Raw genomic sequence first — 16,822 nt, 5'->3', positions numbered from 1 at the left:
CTGGCACAAGCAAATCAACCGACTGGCGAAACAACGCCAGGAAAGGGACGGCGGATGACCATCGAAAAGACGCTCTTCGCGGCGGCCGACAAGATGCGCGGATCCATGGACCCGGGCGAGTACAAGCATGTGGCCCTGGGACTGCTGTTCCTCCGCTACATCGGCACCGCCTTCCAGCGGAAGTATGACGAGCTCCTCCCCGAGGGCAAAGAGGTCGCCGAGGACGTCGACGAATACCTGGCGGACGGCATCTTCTGGGTCCCCGAGGCCGCGCGCTGGAGCACGCTGGCCGCGAACGCCAAGGACAAGGGCATCGGGGTCAAGGTCGACAACGCCATGCGCGCGATCGAGGCCGACAACGAGCAGCTCAAGGGCGCGCTCCCCAAGGTCTTCGGACGCGAGTCGCTCGACCCGGCCATCGTCACCGGCCTGATCGATCTCTTTTCGAACATTGAGTTCGACGGAACGCCCCGGGACTTCGACCTGATCGGCCGCATCTACGAGTATTTCATCTCCGAATTCGCCAGCAACGAGGGCAAGCGCGGCGGCGATTTCCACACGCCGAAGCCGGTTGTCGAGCTCATCGTCCAGATGATCGAACCGGTAAAGGGCCGCCTGTATGAGCCTTGCCACGGATCGGGGTCCTTCATGGTCCAGTCCGAGAATTTCCTCGAGGCGCACAAGTATCGCCGGGCCGACCTCGCCATCTATGGGCAGGAGCGGAACCACACCACCTATGGCCTCGCGCGGATGAACCTCGCCATCCGTGGGATCGTGGCGAACCTGAAATGGAACGCCGAGGGCACGCTCCTGCGCGATGCCTTCCCCGACGAGAAGTTCGACTACGTGATGGCCAATCCGCCCTTCAACATCTCGGACTGGTCCGGCGACATCCTGGCCGAGGATCGGCGCTGGAAATTCGGCACGCCCCCGGTCGGGAACGCCAACTTCGCCTGGATGCAGCACATCTACGACAAGCTGGGCAGCACGGGTGTCGCGGGCGTGGTCATGGCCAACGGCTCCATGTCGTCGATGTCGAGCGGAGAGGGCGACATCCGCCGCGCCATGGTCGAGGCCGAGGCGGTGGACGCCATGATTGCACTGCCGGGGCAGCTTTTTTACGGCACCCAGATTCCGGCCTGCATCTGGATCTTGGCGAGGGACAAGTCGAACGGCGTGGCCAAGGACGCCAAGCTGCGCGACCGCCGCGGCGAGGTGCTGTTCATAGATGCCCGCAAGATGGGCGCGCTGGTGCCGGGCTCGCGCAAGCAGAAGGAGCTGTCGCGCGAGGAGATCGCGCGCATCGCGCGCCGCTACCACGCCTGGCGCGGAGAGCCGGACGCGGGCGCCTATGCCGACGAGCCGGGCTTCTGCAAGTCGGCCTCCATGGAGGAGATTGCGAAGCATAACTACGTCCTGACCCCGGGCCGTTATGTCGGCGCCGGCGCGGCCGAGGAGGACGGCGAGCCCTTCGAGGAGAAATTCGACCGGCTCACGGCGGAGCTTCGGGCACAGTTCGCCGAGGGGCGACGTCTGGAGAACGAGATCGAGGCCCGGCTCGGAGAGCTGTTGTAATGGCTCGAAAAACCGGAGGCAGGGAAGCGACAACCGGCGTTATTGAGGGGCAGTATGTCCTCGGCGTCGGCAACCCGGGTACGCCTGCGCCTGAGGGGTGGCGTTGGACCGCTCTCACGGATGTTGCTCGGCTGGAATCTGGGCACACCCCGAGTCGCAAGAAGCCCGAATACTGGGGCGGCGAGATACCTTGGATCGGCATCAAGGACGCAACCAGCAATCATGGCCGGACTATCCATGAGACCATGCAACACACCAACGATCTCGGTATCGCGAATTCGGCAGCAAGGGTGCTGCCCGCCAATACCGTTTGCCTATCCAGAACCGCGTCTGTCGGCTATGTGATTGTCATGGGTAGACCGATGGCAACCAGTCAGGATTTTGCCAACTGGGTGTGCTCTGAGAACCTCGATTACAGGTTCCTGAAGTTTGCGTTGCTTGCAGAGCGGGACTCGTTCTCTCGCTTCTCCTATGGGTCGACCCACCAGACAATCTACTACCCGGAACTGAAGGCGTTTCACATCTGCCTGCCGCCGATTGCGGAGCAGAAACGCATCGCGGACATCCTGCAGTCCCTCGACGACAAGATCGAGTTGAACCGCCGGATGAGCGCGACGTTGGAGGAGATGGCGCGGGCGCTCTATCGGTCCTGGTTCGTGGATTTCGACCCCGTCCAAGCCCGCGCCCTCGGCCAGCCCCCCGCCCACATGGACCCCACCACCGCCGCCCTCTTCCCCGACAGCTTCGGCCCCGACGGCCTGCCGAAGGGGTGGGAACGTCGGCCATTCTCCGATCAGGTCGCGATAATCAGCGGTGGCACCCCCAAGACAGGTGTGCCGGAATACTGGGGAGGCGAAGTTCCTTGGTATTCGGTCGTCGATGCGCCCGAAACCGGAGCAGTCTTCGTTCTTGATACCGAAAAGAAGATCACCGCTGCTGGCTTTGATGGTTGCTCAGCGAAAATGATCTCCAGAGGCACAACCATTATCAGCGCAAGGGGCACCGTGGGCAAACTGGCGATGGCGGCATGCGACATGGTTTTCAACCAGTCTTGCTATGGTTTGCAGGGGACCTGACCTGCCACGGGATTTTTCCTCCACCTGCGATTAGAGTCCGACCCAAGGAGGGGACGGACAATGAAGCGAACGAGATACAGCGAAGAGCAGATTATCGGCATCCTGGCCGAGCATGAGGCCGGGGCGAAGTGTGCCGATCTGTGCCGCAAGCACGGCATGTCGGAGGGGACGTTCTACAACTGGAAAGCCAAATACGGCGGCATGACGGTGTCAGAGGCCAAACGGCTGAAGGCGCTCGAGGACGAGAACGCCAAGTTGAAGAAGCTGCTGGCGGAGCAGATGCTGGATCTGGCCGCGATGCGCGAGCTGGTTTCAAAAAAGTGGTGACGCCCGTCGTGAAGCGCGAGGCGGTCGCGCATCTGAAGGCCCGGTTCGGGCTGTCGGAACGACGGGCGTGCCAGATTGCCGGCGCGGATCGGAAGACGATCCGCTACCGGTCGCAACGCGCACCCGACACGGAACTGCGCGGCCGATTGCGGGAGCTTGCCAACGAGCGTCGGCGGTTCGGCTACCGGCGGCTCTTCGTCCTGCTCCGGCGGGAGGGCGAGCCCTCGGGGATCAACCGTATCTACCGGCTTTACCGCGAGGAAGGGCTGACCGTCCGCAAGCGGCGCGCGCGGCGCAAGGCCATCGGCACCCGCGCCCCGATCCTGGTCGAGGCGCGCGCAAATGCCCGTTGGTCACTGGATTTCGTCCATGACCAGTTCGCGTGCGGGCGGCGGTTCCGGGTGCTGAACATCGTCGATGACGTCACGCGCGAATGCCTCGCCGCGATCCCGGACACGTCGATCTCCGGCCGGCGCGTCGCGCGGGAGCTGACGGCGCTGATCGAACGTCGCGGCAAGCCGGGAATGATCGTGTCGGACAACGGGACGGAACTGACCTCGAACGCGATCCTGAAGTGGTGCGCCGAGAACCGGATCGAATGGCACTACATCGCGCCGGGCAAGCCGATGCAGAATGGCTTTGTCGAGAGCTTCAACGGCCGGATGCGGGACGAGTTCTTGAACGAGACGCTGTTTCGTAACCTCGCCCATGCCCGCGACCTGATCGCCGCCTGGGTCGCCGACTACAACACCGAGCGCCCCCATTCGGCCTTGGGCTATCAGACCCCGGCTGACTACGCGCAGACCCTGACCACCGCAATCGCCCGACCCGCTGCGCGAGATGAGAGCTCCGCGCGTCGGGCGATTGCTCAACCCGCGCCATTTGGCGTAAACACCAACCGGGCTCCGGTCGCGGCTGGATGAAAGATCAGTGGCAGGTCACCTTCTCTCCCACCTCGCCGGGTCGTAGTGGCAGAGGCGGCCCTGGCGACCGCCCGTCGGCGTGCTGAGGCTTTCATTTAGACTGACACCGTAGGCGCAGAGCATCGTTGCCCGGGCTGCCGCAGCAAGAAGCGGGTCTGGTGGGGGTCATCGCGGGCAACTGGAAGGTTATGGCGCGGGCATGCCGAACGATCCGCGCGCCGATCTAGATCAGCTTCCCATCCCGGCGGATGATCACGCGAACTCGGAAGGGACTCCCGCACCCGGGCTGCCTGATCGGAAAAATTCTTTCGGTCTCCAGAAAGTAGCCAATCTTCGGTTTGCAAAGGCAAACCGGAGAAGATTGGTTCATGGTGTAATCCGAAGAAACTCTCTCAGTACTTTTCCCGCCGTAGTGGCGGGAGGCTGCGAGCACCTCAACCCATTCGAAATCGAAGGATGTCCGGGGGCGTAATCGGCCTGCCGGAAGCGGCTGATCTATCGGCTTTCAAGTCGCAATTCCAGCGAATTCGGATTGGGAGAAAGCAATCGACATTCGCAAGAACAGGAGCTCACATGTTCGACCCCTTCAACCTGCCCCATCTGCGGCCCCCCGGTCACGACGGCCGGACCATGTCTCTGCATGCGTTCGTCGAGAGCCACGGGTCGGCGCTGCACGCCGCCGCCGGTCTGCTCGGGGGGAAAACGGCCGCTCGGGCCGTCGTCGAGCTTTCCGAACGCCTTGCGCGTGAACCGCGGCCGACGCGCCGCACCCGGCAACTCGCCATGGACGTGCTGGGCGTGCTCGCCCTCGTGAACGTCCACGATGACACCCGCCCGGAAGCCGGTCGCTTTGCAATGCTCGACCCCAGCGACCCCCGGGTCGAAGACATCTGTCTCCTCACGGATGGTCTCCTGGATGCCGTCAGGGCGGACGTGACTTTCGATGGCGGCGGCTCCGCCATGAGGGCGGCATAGCCTTCGCCGCGGTCCTGGCCATGACGCCCGAAGCCCGCGGCCGCGCGCGGAACCCGGAGATCCGGACTGCCCTGCGGTTGCGCGATTTCCTTCAAGGAGAAGTGACATGACATACCCGAATTCGATTTTCGATTTCAACGATGCCGAAGAGCGTGGATGTGCCATTCTGGCCGTACTCGATTTCCTTGCCTTTCATATCGGCGGGTTGCGGGACGTCCTGGGCTCGCTCGACGACTCGGCGGGCCTCCGGTCGCTGGAGGCACTCTCGGACCTCGCGTCCGCGACGCCCCCGTTGCCGCGCGTCGTCGGCGCGGTGATCCTCGATCTGGAGACCCGGCTCGCGGCCGTCCCGTTTTCGGCGATCGACCGGATCTCCCGCGAGCGCGGAAGCCCGCGAGACATGTCGGCCCTGGTTTCCTGGTACGGGGCCCGTCTTGCGGAGCTTCGCGTCCGGTTGGCCTGATCTGTTGCAGCCGGAAGGAGGCATCCACAAGGCTTCGGGCCCGTGCCCGTGCCCGTGTCCCTGCCCACGTGCGCCACCGGCATCTCGTCGGTCCGAGGATCGAATATTTTCTCCGTCCGCGCACGAGGGATGAGAAAATCCAACGATTTCAGGGAAGTGACGTGTCTACAAAAATGCATGGGGAATCCGGGCCGCGGATCAATTTCCTTCCCAGACCGAGAGGGATCGTCCTCCGCGACGGGAGTGGGCCAAGGGGCCCGCCTGGCCCGCCGCGGGGCACCCAGCCTCGGTCGCCTGAACCGATGACCTGGTTGAAGAGGAAATGATATGGAACCCGATCCTTGTGGCGGCATCCTGCTGCCGGAACCATCCAGCGCCGATCGTGACGTCGCGCTGCATTCCAAGGGCCACTTTTCCGGGCACCTCGTGCTCGGCGACGGCCCGGGGCGCGTCCTCCTGTTCGAAAGCCACCTCGAGATGCAGACAGCGCTCATCCTGATGGCGCGCCCGGATGTCCGCGATCTGCGTGACCAGGTGGAGGTGAGCTGGACCGACGAGCGCGGAGAGGATTGCTCCCATTACTTCGATTTCCTGGCGACCATGGTGAATGGCAATCGCATCGCCATCGCGGTGAAGGCCAGCAAGTACCTTGACAGTGAGTTCCTCGAGAAAATCAGTGCGGCTGCCGCGGAAGCCGTTCCGGAGATCGCGGACAAGGTCCGGGTCTTCACGGAGCGTGATCTCGACCCGGTCGAGGTCCACAACGCAGCGCTGTTTCATTCCGTCCGTCACCCCGATCCGGAGGCGGATACCGTGGCGGTCGCCGTCACGTCCGATCTCGTCGGGGCCGCGCGGCTTGACGAGTTGACCGACGAGATCGGGATGGGAGCGCGAGGATTGCGCGCCCTGATCCGCCAGGTCGCGCGCCATCGCCTTCACCTTGCCCGCCACGAGCGGATCACGCCGTGGTCGCTCATCAAGCCCATGGAGCTGTGCCGATGACCCTTCATTTCGATCCGACCCGCACGCGCTATCGTTTCGAAACCTATGACAAGGTGACCATCAACGGCATCGACTTCCGGCCGGTCAGCGAGAGCGAGGAAGGCTATATCTTTGTCCGGGTCGACAAGACCGGGGTGGCGGAAGCATTTCCGCATGGCGTGCTGAGCCGCCGTGTCGCCGACGGCGATATCGTCCACGAGCGCGGCGCCTTCCTGCCGGAAGGCGTCCGGCGCAGCCTCGTAAACAGTGCCGCAGACATCGACCTGCTTGCCACCCTCCCGGACGCGGCGCGCGAGCGTTTGTTGATCCGCGATGCCTTTGTGCAGGCGTATTATGATCTCGAGCGGCAGGGGCGGGTGAAGCGGACCTACGACTCCGTCGACCGGGTGATGGTGAAACTGCAGACGCTTGCGAAAGAGTACACCGACACGCGGAACGGCAAAGCGGCACGGAAATATGTCGGTGGCTATGAAACGATGCCGAAAGCGCCTTCGAGCAAGACCTTGCTCGAATGGGTTCGCGGCTACGAGCGGGAAAATCTGGTCGGGCTCGGCGACCACCGCGCGAAGGGTGGCAATCGGACGAGCCGCTTCATGCCCGAGGAGCGGATCATCCTGATGGAAGAGGTGCGCAAGTACGCGACCCCCGAAAGGCCGACGCAGGCCATGATTTTCAGGAATGTCCAGGCTGCATTCGAGGTGGCGAATGCGGAACGCGCGAAAGAGGGACTGTCGCCCCTGGCCGTGCCCTCGCGAGAAACGGTCCGCCGTTCGATCCTGAAACTCGACCCGTTCCACGTCGATATCGGCCGGATGGGGCTCGAAGCGGCCCGCCGCAAACACGCCCCGGTCGGGCAGGGGCTGCAACTGACCCGCCCGCTCGAGCGCGTCGAGATGGATGAGTGGGAGGTCGACCTGATCACGATCATGTCCGATACCGGTCTGCTGGCGCACCTTGATGACGAGGAGCTCCGGTCTCTCGGTTTCCTCGACTCCAAGGGCAAGCCGCGGAAGACGTTTCGCATGTGGCTGTCCGTCGCGATCTGCGCAGCCTCGCGTTGTATCGTCGGTATGCGCCTGTCCACGACGCCGACGGCCGCCAACGCCGTGAAGACCCTCGAGATGGTGGTCCGCGACAAGGGGCAATGGGCGGACGCGGTTGACGCGCTGTCCTCGTGGGACATGCACGGCACGCCTGAAACCATCGTGACCGACGGTGGAAGCAGCTACAAGTCCCTCGATTTTCGCGGCGCCTGCGCCGATCTGGGGATCACCGCGGAACGCGCGCCGGGCGGGCTTCCGCAGCTGCGCGGCACGGTAGAACGCGTGTTCAGGACCATCGGTGACACCCTGATCCCGCGACTGACAGGCCGGACGTTCTCGAATGTCGTGGCCCGAGGAGACTACGATTCCGAGGGCAGAGCGGCGCTGACCATCGACGACCTGACCTTCGCTCTCATCCGCTGGGTCGTCGACATCTACCACAACACGCCCCACGCCGGTCTCGCTGCCCAGACGCCCCTGAACCGCTGGCGCGAACTGAACCATGTCTGGGGGGTCACGCCGATCCCGGCCATGCGCAGACGACGGCTTGTCTTCGGGACTGCGACGGAATGCACGGTTCAGAACGACGGCATCACTGTCCTGGGGATCAGCTATCAGACCGAGCAGCTGGCGCGCTGGGCGATCCATGCCCGCAACAAGAAGGTCGAGGTGCGCTGGTATTCCGAGGATCTCGGCGCGATCGAGGTCAAGCTCGATGGCGAATGGCATCAGGTCGACGCGGCTCTCGCCGGGTTCGCGGGGGTCAAGGCTCAGACCTGGCTGGCCGCGGCACGCCGGCTTCGTGCCGCGCGGCGCAAGGAGGCGGAAATGGCTCTGCCCATCGTGCTTCAGGCGATCCGTGAAATCGAGGCGATGAACTCGGATGCGAAGGCAGCGGCAAGCATTCTTACCGAAGACTGGTCGGAAGACCGCCTGGCCTACCAAGAGGAGCGCCTTTTCACCGGATTCAATGTGGTGGCTTCTTCGACGAATGCGCCCGCGCAGCGGGACGAGATCGGCCTCGTGATCCCCACGGACGTCCATCGCGACCCTGATTCCTCGGCTCTGCCCCCGACGTCCTCGGAATCGGCATCGGGTGAAGTGATCTCCGGACCGGGCGAATTGGGTCCGTCGGCGTCTACCACGCGGTCCGGGTCGACGGGCGGCTACTCGATCGAGGAGGACTAGCCCGGGAGGCGCGTGTGCGTCGGGAGCATCGGAAGAGGGCAGGGGTGGTCGTCACCCTTGCCGCTCTTCCGAGAGCGGCGCGCCTTTTTTCGACCTTTCTCTTTTCCGATCCGACGAAGGAAGACCCATTATACTCACTGCCACCTCCTGAGACGGCATAGCCCGTCAGAGGTGTCCCGCGCCGAGGAAGGCGCATCCCCCCTGAAAACCTCGCCGTCCATTCGTCACAGAACGTACGCCGGCCGGCCGATCACAAGAGGATCGCCATGATTCACGAACCCAACCATGCCTTCATGGTCGACGAGATCGTCGACGACCTGAAGGCCCTGTACGTCCGGACAGATGTCCGGGACGGCGCCGTCAAAACCCATCTCGATCACGTGCTCCGGAAAGACGAGCAGGGCAATCTCCTTGCCGAACCCATTCGCTTCGCCAGGGGCAAGGAAACCCGAGGCATCATCGTGGTCGATGGATCGGGCGGCGGCAAGACAACGATCATCGAGCGGGCGCTCGAGAAGCTCCCGGCTCTCCAGGCGGCGGGAGAAGAGGAGGTGCCGAGTTTTCTCAAGGTGACGGTCCCGTCGCCTGCCACCCTGAAGAGTTTGGGCCAGGAAGTCCTCGAGGTGCTTGGCTATCCCGGCAAGATGTCGCGGGCAACATCGTGGGATATCTGGGCCACGGTGCGTCGGCAACTCGCCAATCGCGGCACGGCGGTTGTCTGGATCGACGAGGCCAATCACCTGTTTCGCAGCGAGAACCGCACCGAGATCCAGGATATCCTCAATACGTTGAAGAGCCTGATGCAGGGCAAGCATCCCGTCATCGTGGTGCTGTCCGGCATCGCGGCACTTTGGGAGATCGTCGCGTTCGACGCCCAGATCACGCGCCGCTTCTCCAAGCTCGAGTTCCCTCCGGTCACCCAGGCGACCGATGGACTTCTGTTTCGCAGCATCGTCGAGACCCTCTGCGCGCGGGCCGGCATCGAACCTCCCGAAGCCGCCGATCTTGTCGGGCGCCTGATGCATGCGAGCCGCTATCGCTTCGGGCGCTGTATCGATACGACGATCATGGCGATCAAGGAGGCGCTGCTTGAGGGCCACAATCGGCTCGATCTCCAGCATTTCGCGGAATACTGGGCGCGCACGGAGAACTGTGCGCCAGAGAAGAACGTCTTCCTCGTGCCGAACTGGTCTCGCATCGAACTTGAGCCCGAGGAAAAAGATGAACCGGGCGTCGCGAAGAAATCGCGCGCACGGAGGGGCCGCTGAGATGAACGGACATCTGTATCCGCGGCTTCCGTTCAGCGCTGACGAGACGCCTGTTTCCTTCGCGTCGCGGCTGGCGGCCTTTCACACCGAAGGGACGCTGCCCGCGTTCCTGGCGACCATGGACATCAAGCTCATGGAACTTGCCGGCGGTTCGGAGGGCGCCATCGCGCGTCTCGCCGATATTTCCGGGGAAGACCCCGAAATCCTCGCGGAGAATGCGGTCCGGATGGTAGGCCGCCGCCGGTACCGTTTGCGCGGACAGGAGATCTCGGCAGAATTCCTCCGTGGCAAACACGCGGCTTTCTGCCCGGCATGCCTTCTTGCGGACGATGCCGAGGGAGGCGAACCGGCGGTTCAGCGCCGCGGGCGTCTGATCTGGAGCCTCCGCGCGGTCCGGACCTGCCCGGTTCACCATCTTGCGCTGATCGAGCGTCCTTCCACCTCCTGGGGCGATTTTGCGCTGAATCTGGAAGAACGCGTTCCCGAGCGGGGTTCCGGCCTCGAAGCCCTGATTGCCCGGACGTCTGAACGGGCGTGCTCGCCCCTGCAGGACTACGTCGTCGACCGGCTCGACCGGAGGCCGGGTCCGGCCTGGCTCGACGGCCAGACGCTCGAACAGGCGGTTCGGGCTGCCGAGATGCTTGGTGTGCTTCTCGAGTTCGGGCCGACGCCGGACCTCAATGCCTTCATGCCGGACGATTGGGACCGTGCCGGTCGGGCGGGATTTGCCGTCGCCTCCGGGGGCGAGGGCGCCATTCGGGAGATGCTTTCGGCCGTGCAAGGCGCGTTCCGGTACGGTGGCAGCAAGCCGGGGCCCCAGAAGGTCTTCGGCCGCCTGTACCAGTGGCTGGCGTCTTCGAAGGCCCGAAAGGATCCGGGCGATTTGAAACGGATTCTCCGCGACCATGTTTTCGACTCGTTCGAGCTGCCGGACGGTGCGCAGGTTCTCGGCGGCACCCTCGAATGCCGGCGGTTCCACTCCGTCGCCTCGCTCGCCAGGGAATGCGGGCAAGACACCCGGACGCTCAGGCACGTCCTGATCGCCCATGGGCTTGTGCCGGACGATCCGGAGGCCGGGCCGCACCAGATCTTCGACGCGGAGATGGGGCGCACGGTGGCGGCGTCGATCACCCGCATCGTGCACGTGATCTCGTTGCCGAAAGCGCTCAACTGCACGCGACCGCAGGCTGCTCAGTTGCTCGACGAGCGGGTTCTGGCGCCTCTGCTCGACGGCGCGGCGCCTGGCCCCGGCCGTCTCGGGAAGGCAATCGACGCCCGGGACGTTTCAGCCTTCCTCGAGAAGCTCCGGTCGGCTGCGCGGCCGGTCGATCAGGTTCCGGAGGGGCTCGTCCCGATCGCGAAGGCCGCGGAGAAAGTGTCGGCGCCCAGCGTCGAGATCCTGCACCTCGTGCTGGGGGGATTTCTGGAGAACGTGGTCCGGCTGAACGGGGTGGAGGGATATGCCGCAATCCATGTCGATCCGGTGGAGGTGAGGTGGCGGGTCGGGGAGATCATGTTCGGGCTCTCGCCGGCCGAGGCCTTCGGCCGGCTCAAGATCCCGAACGCGACAGGATGGGCCCTTGCGGCTTCGGGGCCGGAGGGCGCGATCCTGCCGTCCATCCCGGTTCGCGGCCCGAACGGTCGGCATGAGTTCCGGCGGTTCCGGGAGGAGGAGGTCGCGGACTGCGCGGCGGCATACACGACGCGACCCCGGATCGCGAACGCGCTGGGAATCGAGATTGCCGAACTTCGCAACCGGTTGAGGGCGGTATCCGTTCGACCGTTCTTCCCGAAACGGCACATCGGTGTCGATCTCTATCGAGTCGCCGATCTCCCGTCACCATTTCGCCCTTAACATAAGGGGCCTTATGCGCCCCGGATCCCATACGCCCGCCAGAGGAAGGCCGCCGTTTTCGGCGGCCTTTCTTTTTCCGTTTGAATGCCGGAGGACCCGATGGAAATCTTAACCGTGTATGATGGAAGTCGCGGTGGCCGAATTGGTGGGCGAGGTCAAAAAATCCATTAAAATCAATGACCAGATTTCTTCCGATGGAAGATTTATCCGAGGCGCAATAGTCGGGTGGGGCAATTAAAGCCCATTTTGGCGATTTCGGCGCCCATTTTCAGGGGCTTTCGCGCCCATGGGGTGCTAAGTGACTGAAATAAAACAGGGTTGCGCGAAACCCACCTGAGGGGCCCGCTTTCGGGTCCCTCTCGGCCGTCCTGGCCTCCTTTTCCCGGGGCTTTTCTTCCGAAGCCCCCGGGAAAAGGAGACCGCGCCCCAAGAGAGACCGATATCACATCACACCTTCCGGGTCCGATTTGACGCAGCACGGATCGCTGCAGCACAAGAAGAGGACCACATCATGTTCCACCCGAATACCCCGGTCCCGGGCCCGGAAATCCATATCGCCACCGCGATCCGAGAGGCGCGGCAATCCTGGAGGGTCTTCGATGACCTGCTGGAGCTGTTGCCCCGCCACCGGCATCGCATGGTGCACGATTGCAGGGCGGCGTTCCTGGAGGGCGACGTCTTCACCAAACGGCTCCGCCAGGATCTCGAGAGCCTCCTCGATGATCTGGCCTCGAACCTCGAGCGCGAGACGGAGTGGCGTATCGCCACGGTCGAGGTTGGCGCCATCGGCGATGAACCGCTCTTCGACGATCGGCTTGTACGCTCGCGGACAGACCTGGGCCTTGCGCTGGCGAAGGTTCTGGATCGCTTGTCTGGCCCGGCCGAAAAGATCCTGCATGCACATGCTCTGATCGACGCCCAGCAGGTGTTCGACCGCCTCCAATCCACCTGACACCGGCGGCCGCGGCATGACCGCGGCCGCCCTCCCTTTCGTTCAAGGCGAAGGTCGGTGAGCATACCCTCCAGGCCCGTGACACTTGCGGCAGGCCGGCTGGGGTTAGAATTCTCCGAGCTTCATCGGGCCCTGTTTCCAGCCCGTGCGGCAGACCGGCGGCCCTTCGTTCTCGTGGTGCGGTGTCGTTCATCGAGATCCGGAACGGATGCGGGCTCTTTCGGGCAAGGCCCGAAGACGCCATCGCCGGAGCGGTGATCCCATGCCGGACCTCTTTACCGCCTGCCAGCCGAGAACCGCCGTCCGTACGGCGGCTCAGCCTGATTGGCCGCCGTTTGCTTCCATGGAAATCGCCAAGGTGTGACGATGAACGACCATACTTCCCCAAACCATCGAAATGCCACCGCGCAGGACACGCGCGTCGAGGACCTGTCCCTTGTGCAAGTGGAGATGCAAGCGCGGCATCCGGATCTCGACCTGGGGTTTTGCGCTCAGTGCCACTACGGGCCGCCGAATTTCGCCTTTCTGGTGGTCTACGGTGTAGATCATGATACGCCGAGACGAAGGGCAATCCGGGCAGAAGCCACAGGCTTGCTGGAACGATTGGGACATCGCGTGGAGCTTCAGCCTGGTCGTGATGTCTATTGTCTGGATCCGTGGGCTCCGGAGGGTGCGCATGAGCGGATGAAGATGCTGCTAGGAATCCGAACGCGCCTTGCCCAGGCGGGTCGTGTCTTTCGCGGTAAGGGGACCTGATCAACACAGCGAAACCCGTCGCTGGCGACGCTTCTGATCAAAAAAAATCCGGCCCCTTGATGGGGCCGGATCGAACGGGGTTCATATGCCTGCCCGAACGTCTCCGGACATCCTGGGCGGGATCAACCTTGGTCCAAGGTCCTAACCTGGGCTTCCGGGCTTGCGGATCGTCCAGGAATTGGAACTCCGCGGCCGCGCGGGACGTGGTGCGTCCGGTGTCTGCGCGATCGACGCCTGCGGCTCCTCTTCCGGGGCGCGGGGTTCGATCACCCGGCCAACGCCATCGAGCGGTGTGCGGGTCTTGGGGGTGTTGCCGGTGATATGGAACCCCGCGAAGAGGCTTTCCTCGAGATGCTTCAGGCGCTCGGCGGTGATCGGCTTGTCGACCAGGCCGTACTGCAGCTGCTTGCGCGTATTCAACGCCTCGATGTCATCGAGCGCGCGGAACACGACCTCTTCTTCCCAGGCCTTGCGGGAGGCCGATTTCGCCCGCAGCGCCCGCCGTGCCGCGATCCAGGTGTGGGCATCCACCCCGTCGAAGCCGTCATGAACGGCGCGGGCCTCGTGCGCCTGCCCATCGATCACGACCTCGACGGCGCCGAGATCCTCCGGATCCCAGCGAAGCTCGACGGTCTTGTGGCCACCCTCGATGACCGTGGCGGCGAGCGCCTCGTGATGGTAGCGGACGCCGAGCACCCGAAGCCCTTCGCGGGTGAGGCGCCGGTTCAGACGAAGGCCGAAGGCGCAGCGCTTCGTGCGCATCTCCGGCGCAGCCCGGAGCGGGAAATTGCCATCCATCAGATCGCTTTCCCACTGCTGGAGCGGCGTGCGGACGCCGAGCCCCTCGTGCGGCGTGTTGTGATAGACGTCGACGATCCAGCGCACCAGGGAATAGCACAGGTCCTCGGTGTCCAGGCAGGCGCGCGCTTCGGCCGGGTGATCCCCCCGCGTGGCGACATCGCCGAAGGTACGACCGTTCAGCATCGGCAGGAGCCGCGTGGCCGCCGTCTGGAACACCCTTTCGATATGTCCGCGCATGCCGGGAAGACCCGCGATCGTCCGTTCCAGCGTGATATCGAGCGTCGCGCAGGTGTCGGTGAATGCGGTCGATTTGAACGCCGCGCCGTTGTCGGACACCAGCAGCTCCGGCGTCGCGAACTGGTTCCACGCGACCTGTGCACCCGCGGCGTTCGCGAACCGGCCCTTGTCGCTGACCACCATGCGCAGGCACTGGGCGGCGGCGCTGGTCTTGGGATTCCGCGTCAGCGTCATGCCCACGATGAGCTTCGTCCGGCAATCGATCGCGGCCACCAGCCACCAGCGGCCTTTGCCGTCATCGAGGCCGAGATCCTTGAGCTCTTCCTCGGTGTAATACTCGCGCATTCCCGCCTTGGCCATGATCGTCACGAGATCGATCTTCCACTCGTCGATCTCGACCCGTTCGAACGGGCGGGAGACCTCGAGCCCACGCCCGACCGGCCGAAGTCTTTTCATCGCCTCCTGTTCGCCGTAGCGGGACACGAGCACCTCGAAGCGGCTGAACGACTTGATGCACTGGCGCACGGCCTCGCGGCTGGGAACGCGGAGCGGCGGGCGCCCGTCGGCCAAGCGGTCGGCATTCTCCTTCCTGAACGCGCGCTGGACGTCGGTCACGGTCTTCGACATCGGCGCTCGGTTGAGGGTCAGGTAGCTTTCCCGAACGGTCTTCCCGAGCAGGGCGTTCTCTTCGGCGGTGAAATAGCTCGTCCGGTTGCCGCGATTCGAGAACCGATCGATCAGTCCCGCCTTGCCGGATTTTGCGACGCGGGCCACCCAGCGCCGAAGCGTGGTCGGATGTACGGGAGCAACCATCTGAAGGGTTCCACCACCTTTGGGCTTCCGACCCTTGCCCGCTGCGGCTTGCTGCTTGCGCCATTCAAGCTCCGGGTCGACCTGGTCGGCCAGATACGCGGATGCACGCCGGCAGATATCGTCCATATGCGCCTCGATGGAGGCGTCGGTCATCTGCATCACGCCCTCGGCGCGGACCTCGTTGAACGCTTCGACCAGGGCGTACCGCTGGTCGATCCGCGCGCGCTGCCCGGGTGTCAGCGTGGCCAGCGAGGACCCTGTTCCACCGCTGGGCTGGCGCCGGGTGCGCAGCTCTTTCGGCAGGAAATGCTCGATCTCGTGCCGGACCTTGCCGGCGGCGTTGAGCCGGTTCAGATGCCCGAACTCGAAAACCTGGGCCGCACCCTCGCCCTCGGCAGGGACCAGGGCATAGGCGTCTTGCATCATGTAACCGAGACGGAACGCCTGACCGTCGATCGTCACGCGGTCCTCGCGACCGATCTGGAAGCGGGGGAAACGGCGGTCGAAATCCAGGCTCATTCGGAGTCTCCTTTCCAGCAGACCAGTGTTTTCGGGGTGATGGGTTCATGCCGGACGGTGCGAAGCACGCCGGCGCGCACCAGGCGCAGAAGCGCGCGGTAGCCGCGGGCGTGCAGGCCGGTGGCCACGGTGAGATCTTGCAGGGAGCGGCCCCCGACAAGGCCGGATGCGACGGCGCGGGCGACGTGTTCGGCATCCGGATCGGGCCGCCTGACCGCGGCCAGGATCTTCGCGTTGTGAAGGTCGACCGGGTCGATATCGGCCTCGGTCAGGAGCCTGACCTCGTCGACGAAATCCTGCTTGCGCGCATGCCAGGTGACCAGCCCCATCTTTTCGAGAAACCGCCCGGACAACAGGCGGATCTCGGGTTTGACCGTGAAGCCGATGGTCTTGCCCGTCGCCAGGGTCGCGACGATGTCGAAGACATGCTCGATGCGGCGGTGCCGGAAGCGGACCTGCTCGCGGAGATCGACGACATCCTCGCGGGCATTCAGAAGCAACAGGTGACAGAACTCGAGGTGGGACTCGGCCTTGACGCGGATCCCGGCGCCTTCTCCGAGCACCGCGAAAGCCGTGCAGTGCCCCTTCGAGGCATTGGCGACATCGCGGTCGGCCCGGGACGGGGCAGGCAGCGTCAGACTGCTATGGAAATCAAGCATGGGACTTTTCTTCAGGTACAGGGACGCCATTCACCGCACCGGCAGGATGCGGCGGTCCATCGGACTGGGGGCGTCCGGTTCAGGGTCTGGGCCGAGGCGGGGCCGGATCGAAGGTCCCGCCTCGCGGGAAGAGTGGTGTGGGGATCCTGTCTGGTTCAGCCGTTCTTACAGCGCCCTCGGCGTCGCGCGGCGGTACCGCCGCCTGTCCGCTCGGCTCGCGGCACGCGACAGCCTGTTGTGCAGAGGATATTGGCCGTTCTCTTTCGCCCGAAAGAAATTCTCGATCTCGCGCGAGAACCGGCGGTGGCCATGACGCGGCGCGCCGATGGCATGCGGCATGCGACCGAGGGAGGTGGTCTTCTTATCCATGGGTCTTGGTCTCCGTCCTTC

13 protein-coding genes are annotated in these 16,822 nt (G+C 64.3%); 11 read left to right on the top strand and 2 right to left on the bottom strand.

Annotation, left to right across the window (positions count from 1 at the left end; translation table 11 throughout):
* Positions 1–54 precede the first annotated feature (54 nt).
* The 11 genes from BUR28_RS09175 to BUR28_RS19400 all read left to right on the top strand — a co-directional run bounded on the left by BUR28_RS09175 (position 55) and on the right by BUR28_RS19400 (position 13,403).
* Positions 55–1,575 carry a type I restriction-modification system subunit M gene (locus BUR28_RS09175; protein WP_074219838.1) on the top strand — a complete coding sequence of 507 codons (1,521 nt, stop codon included), beginning with the start codon at positions 55–57 and terminating at the stop codon, positions 1,573–1,575.
* Positions 1,575–2,651: a restriction endonuclease subunit S gene (locus BUR28_RS09170; RefSeq protein ID WP_074219837.1), complete on the top strand. Its 1,077-nt coding sequence runs from the start codon at positions 1,575–1,577 to the stop codon at positions 2,649–2,651. The genes BUR28_RS09175 and BUR28_RS09170 overlap by 1 nt, the downstream gene beginning before the upstream one ends.
* Before the next feature lie 60 nt (positions 2,652–2,711).
* Positions 2,712–3,901, top strand: a protein-coding gene (locus BUR28_RS09160) for an IS3 family transposase (RefSeq protein ID WP_139307446.1) whose coding sequence is annotated in 2 segments (ribosomal slippage) — positions 2,712–2,964 and positions 2,964–3,901 — 1,191 coding nt in all. Because the reading frame shifts where the segments join, the coding sequence is not laid out codon by codon here.
* Between the two features lie 573 nt (positions 3,902–4,474).
* Positions 4,475–4,876 (top strand): hypothetical protein, encoded by a 402-nt coding sequence (locus BUR28_RS09155; protein WP_083626564.1) that lies wholly within the window; start codon positions 4,475–4,477, stop codon positions 4,874–4,876.
* Positions 4,877–4,982: 106 nt separating this feature from the next.
* On the top strand, positions 4,983–5,339 hold the full coding sequence (locus BUR28_RS09150; RefSeq protein ID WP_074219836.1) for a hypothetical protein: 357 nt from the start codon (positions 4,983–4,985) through the stop codon (positions 5,337–5,339).
* Between the two features lie 327 nt (positions 5,340–5,666).
* A complete protein-coding gene (locus BUR28_RS09145; RefSeq protein ID WP_074219835.1) occupies positions 5,667–6,341 on the top strand; it encodes a hypothetical protein in 675 nt (224 codons plus the stop codon).
* Positions 6,338–8,572 carry a DDE-type integrase/transposase/recombinase gene (locus tag BUR28_RS09140; RefSeq protein WP_074219834.1) on the top strand — a complete coding sequence of 745 codons (2,235 nt, stop codon included), beginning with the start codon at positions 6,338–6,340 and terminating at the stop codon, positions 8,570–8,572. Before BUR28_RS09145 ends, BUR28_RS09140 begins: the two co-directional genes overlap by 4 nt.
* A 266-nt stretch (positions 8,573–8,838) precedes the next feature.
* A complete protein-coding gene (locus BUR28_RS09135; protein WP_074219833.1) occupies positions 8,839–9,840 on the top strand; it encodes a TniB family NTP-binding protein in 1,002 nt (333 codons plus the stop codon).
* Between the two features lies 1 nt (position 9,841).
* Positions 9,842–11,695: a TniQ family protein gene (locus BUR28_RS09130; protein ID WP_074219832.1), complete on the top strand. Its 1,854-nt coding sequence runs from the start codon at positions 9,842–9,844 to the stop codon at positions 11,693–11,695.
* A 511-nt stretch (positions 11,696–12,206) separates the two neighbouring features.
* On the top strand, positions 12,207–12,647 hold the full coding sequence (locus BUR28_RS09125; RefSeq protein WP_074219831.1) for a hypothetical protein: 441 nt from the start codon (positions 12,207–12,209) through the stop codon (positions 12,645–12,647).
* Positions 12,648–13,013: 366 nt separating this feature from the next.
* Positions 13,014–13,403: a hypothetical protein gene (locus BUR28_RS19400; protein ID WP_139307540.1), complete on the top strand. Its 390-nt coding sequence runs from the start codon at positions 13,014–13,016 to the stop codon at positions 13,401–13,403.
* A 141-nt stretch (positions 13,404–13,544) separates the two neighbouring features.
* Here BUR28_RS19400 and BUR28_RS09115 read toward each other — a convergent pair whose 3' ends face one another.
* Together BUR28_RS09115 and BUR28_RS09110 are read right to left on the bottom strand one after the other, a co-directional pair.
* On the bottom strand, positions 13,545–15,773 hold the full coding sequence (locus BUR28_RS09115; protein ID WP_074219829.1) for a Mu transposase C-terminal domain-containing protein: 2,229 nt from the start codon (positions 15,771–15,773) through the stop codon (positions 13,545–13,547).
* On the bottom strand, positions 15,770–16,432 hold the full coding sequence (locus tag BUR28_RS09110; protein WP_074219828.1) for a PDDEXK family nuclease: 663 nt from the start codon (positions 16,430–16,432) through the stop codon (positions 15,770–15,772). The genes BUR28_RS09115 and BUR28_RS09110 overlap by 4 nt, the downstream gene beginning before the upstream one ends.
* Positions 16,433–16,822: the final 390 nt, after the last annotated feature.

Source organism: Rhodovulum sp. ES.010 (genome assembly GCF_900142935.1).
Classification (GTDB): domain Bacteria; phylum Pseudomonadota; class Alphaproteobacteria; order Rhodobacterales; family Rhodobacteraceae; genus Rhodovulum.
This window is presented reverse-complemented; position numbering and strand designations above follow the sequence as displayed.

Bases quoted from the DNA above. Each gene is read 5' to 3' on its own strand.
- BUR28_RS09175 (WP_074219838.1), top strand. From the start codon at position 55: ATGACCATCGAAAAGACGCTCTTCGCGGCGGCCGACAAGATGCGCGGA.
- BUR28_RS09170 (WP_074219837.1), top strand. From the start codon at position 1,575: ATGGCTCGAAAAACCGGAGGCAGGGAAGCGACAACCGGCGTTATTGAG.
- BUR28_RS09155 (WP_083626564.1), top strand. From the start codon at position 4,475: ATGTTCGACCCCTTCAACCTGCCCCATCTGCGGCCCCCCGGTCACGAC.
- BUR28_RS09150 (WP_074219836.1), top strand. From the start codon at position 4,983: ATGACATACCCGAATTCGATTTTCGATTTCAACGATGCCGAAGAGCGT.
- BUR28_RS09145 (WP_074219835.1), top strand. From the start codon at position 5,667: ATGGAACCCGATCCTTGTGGCGGCATCCTGCTGCCGGAACCATCCAGC.
- BUR28_RS09140 (WP_074219834.1), top strand. From the start codon at position 6,338: ATGACCCTTCATTTCGATCCGACCCGCACGCGCTATCGTTTCGAAACC.
- BUR28_RS09135 (WP_074219833.1), top strand. From the start codon at position 8,839: ATGATTCACGAACCCAACCATGCCTTCATGGTCGACGAGATCGTCGAC.
- BUR28_RS09130 (WP_074219832.1), top strand. From the start codon at position 9,842: ATGAACGGACATCTGTATCCGCGGCTTCCGTTCAGCGCTGACGAGACG.
- BUR28_RS09125 (WP_074219831.1), top strand. From the start codon at position 12,207: ATGTTCCACCCGAATACCCCGGTCCCGGGCCCGGAAATCCATATCGCC.
- BUR28_RS19400 (WP_139307540.1), top strand. From the start codon at position 13,014: ATGAACGACCATACTTCCCCAAACCATCGAAATGCCACCGCGCAGGAC.
- BUR28_RS09115 (WP_074219829.1), bottom strand. From the start codon at position 15,773: ATGAGCCTGGATTTCGACCGCCGTTTCCCCCGCTTCCAGATCGGTCGC.
- BUR28_RS09110 (WP_074219828.1), bottom strand. From the start codon at position 16,432: ATGCTTGATTTCCATAGCAGTCTGACGCTGCCTGCCCCGTCCCGGGCC.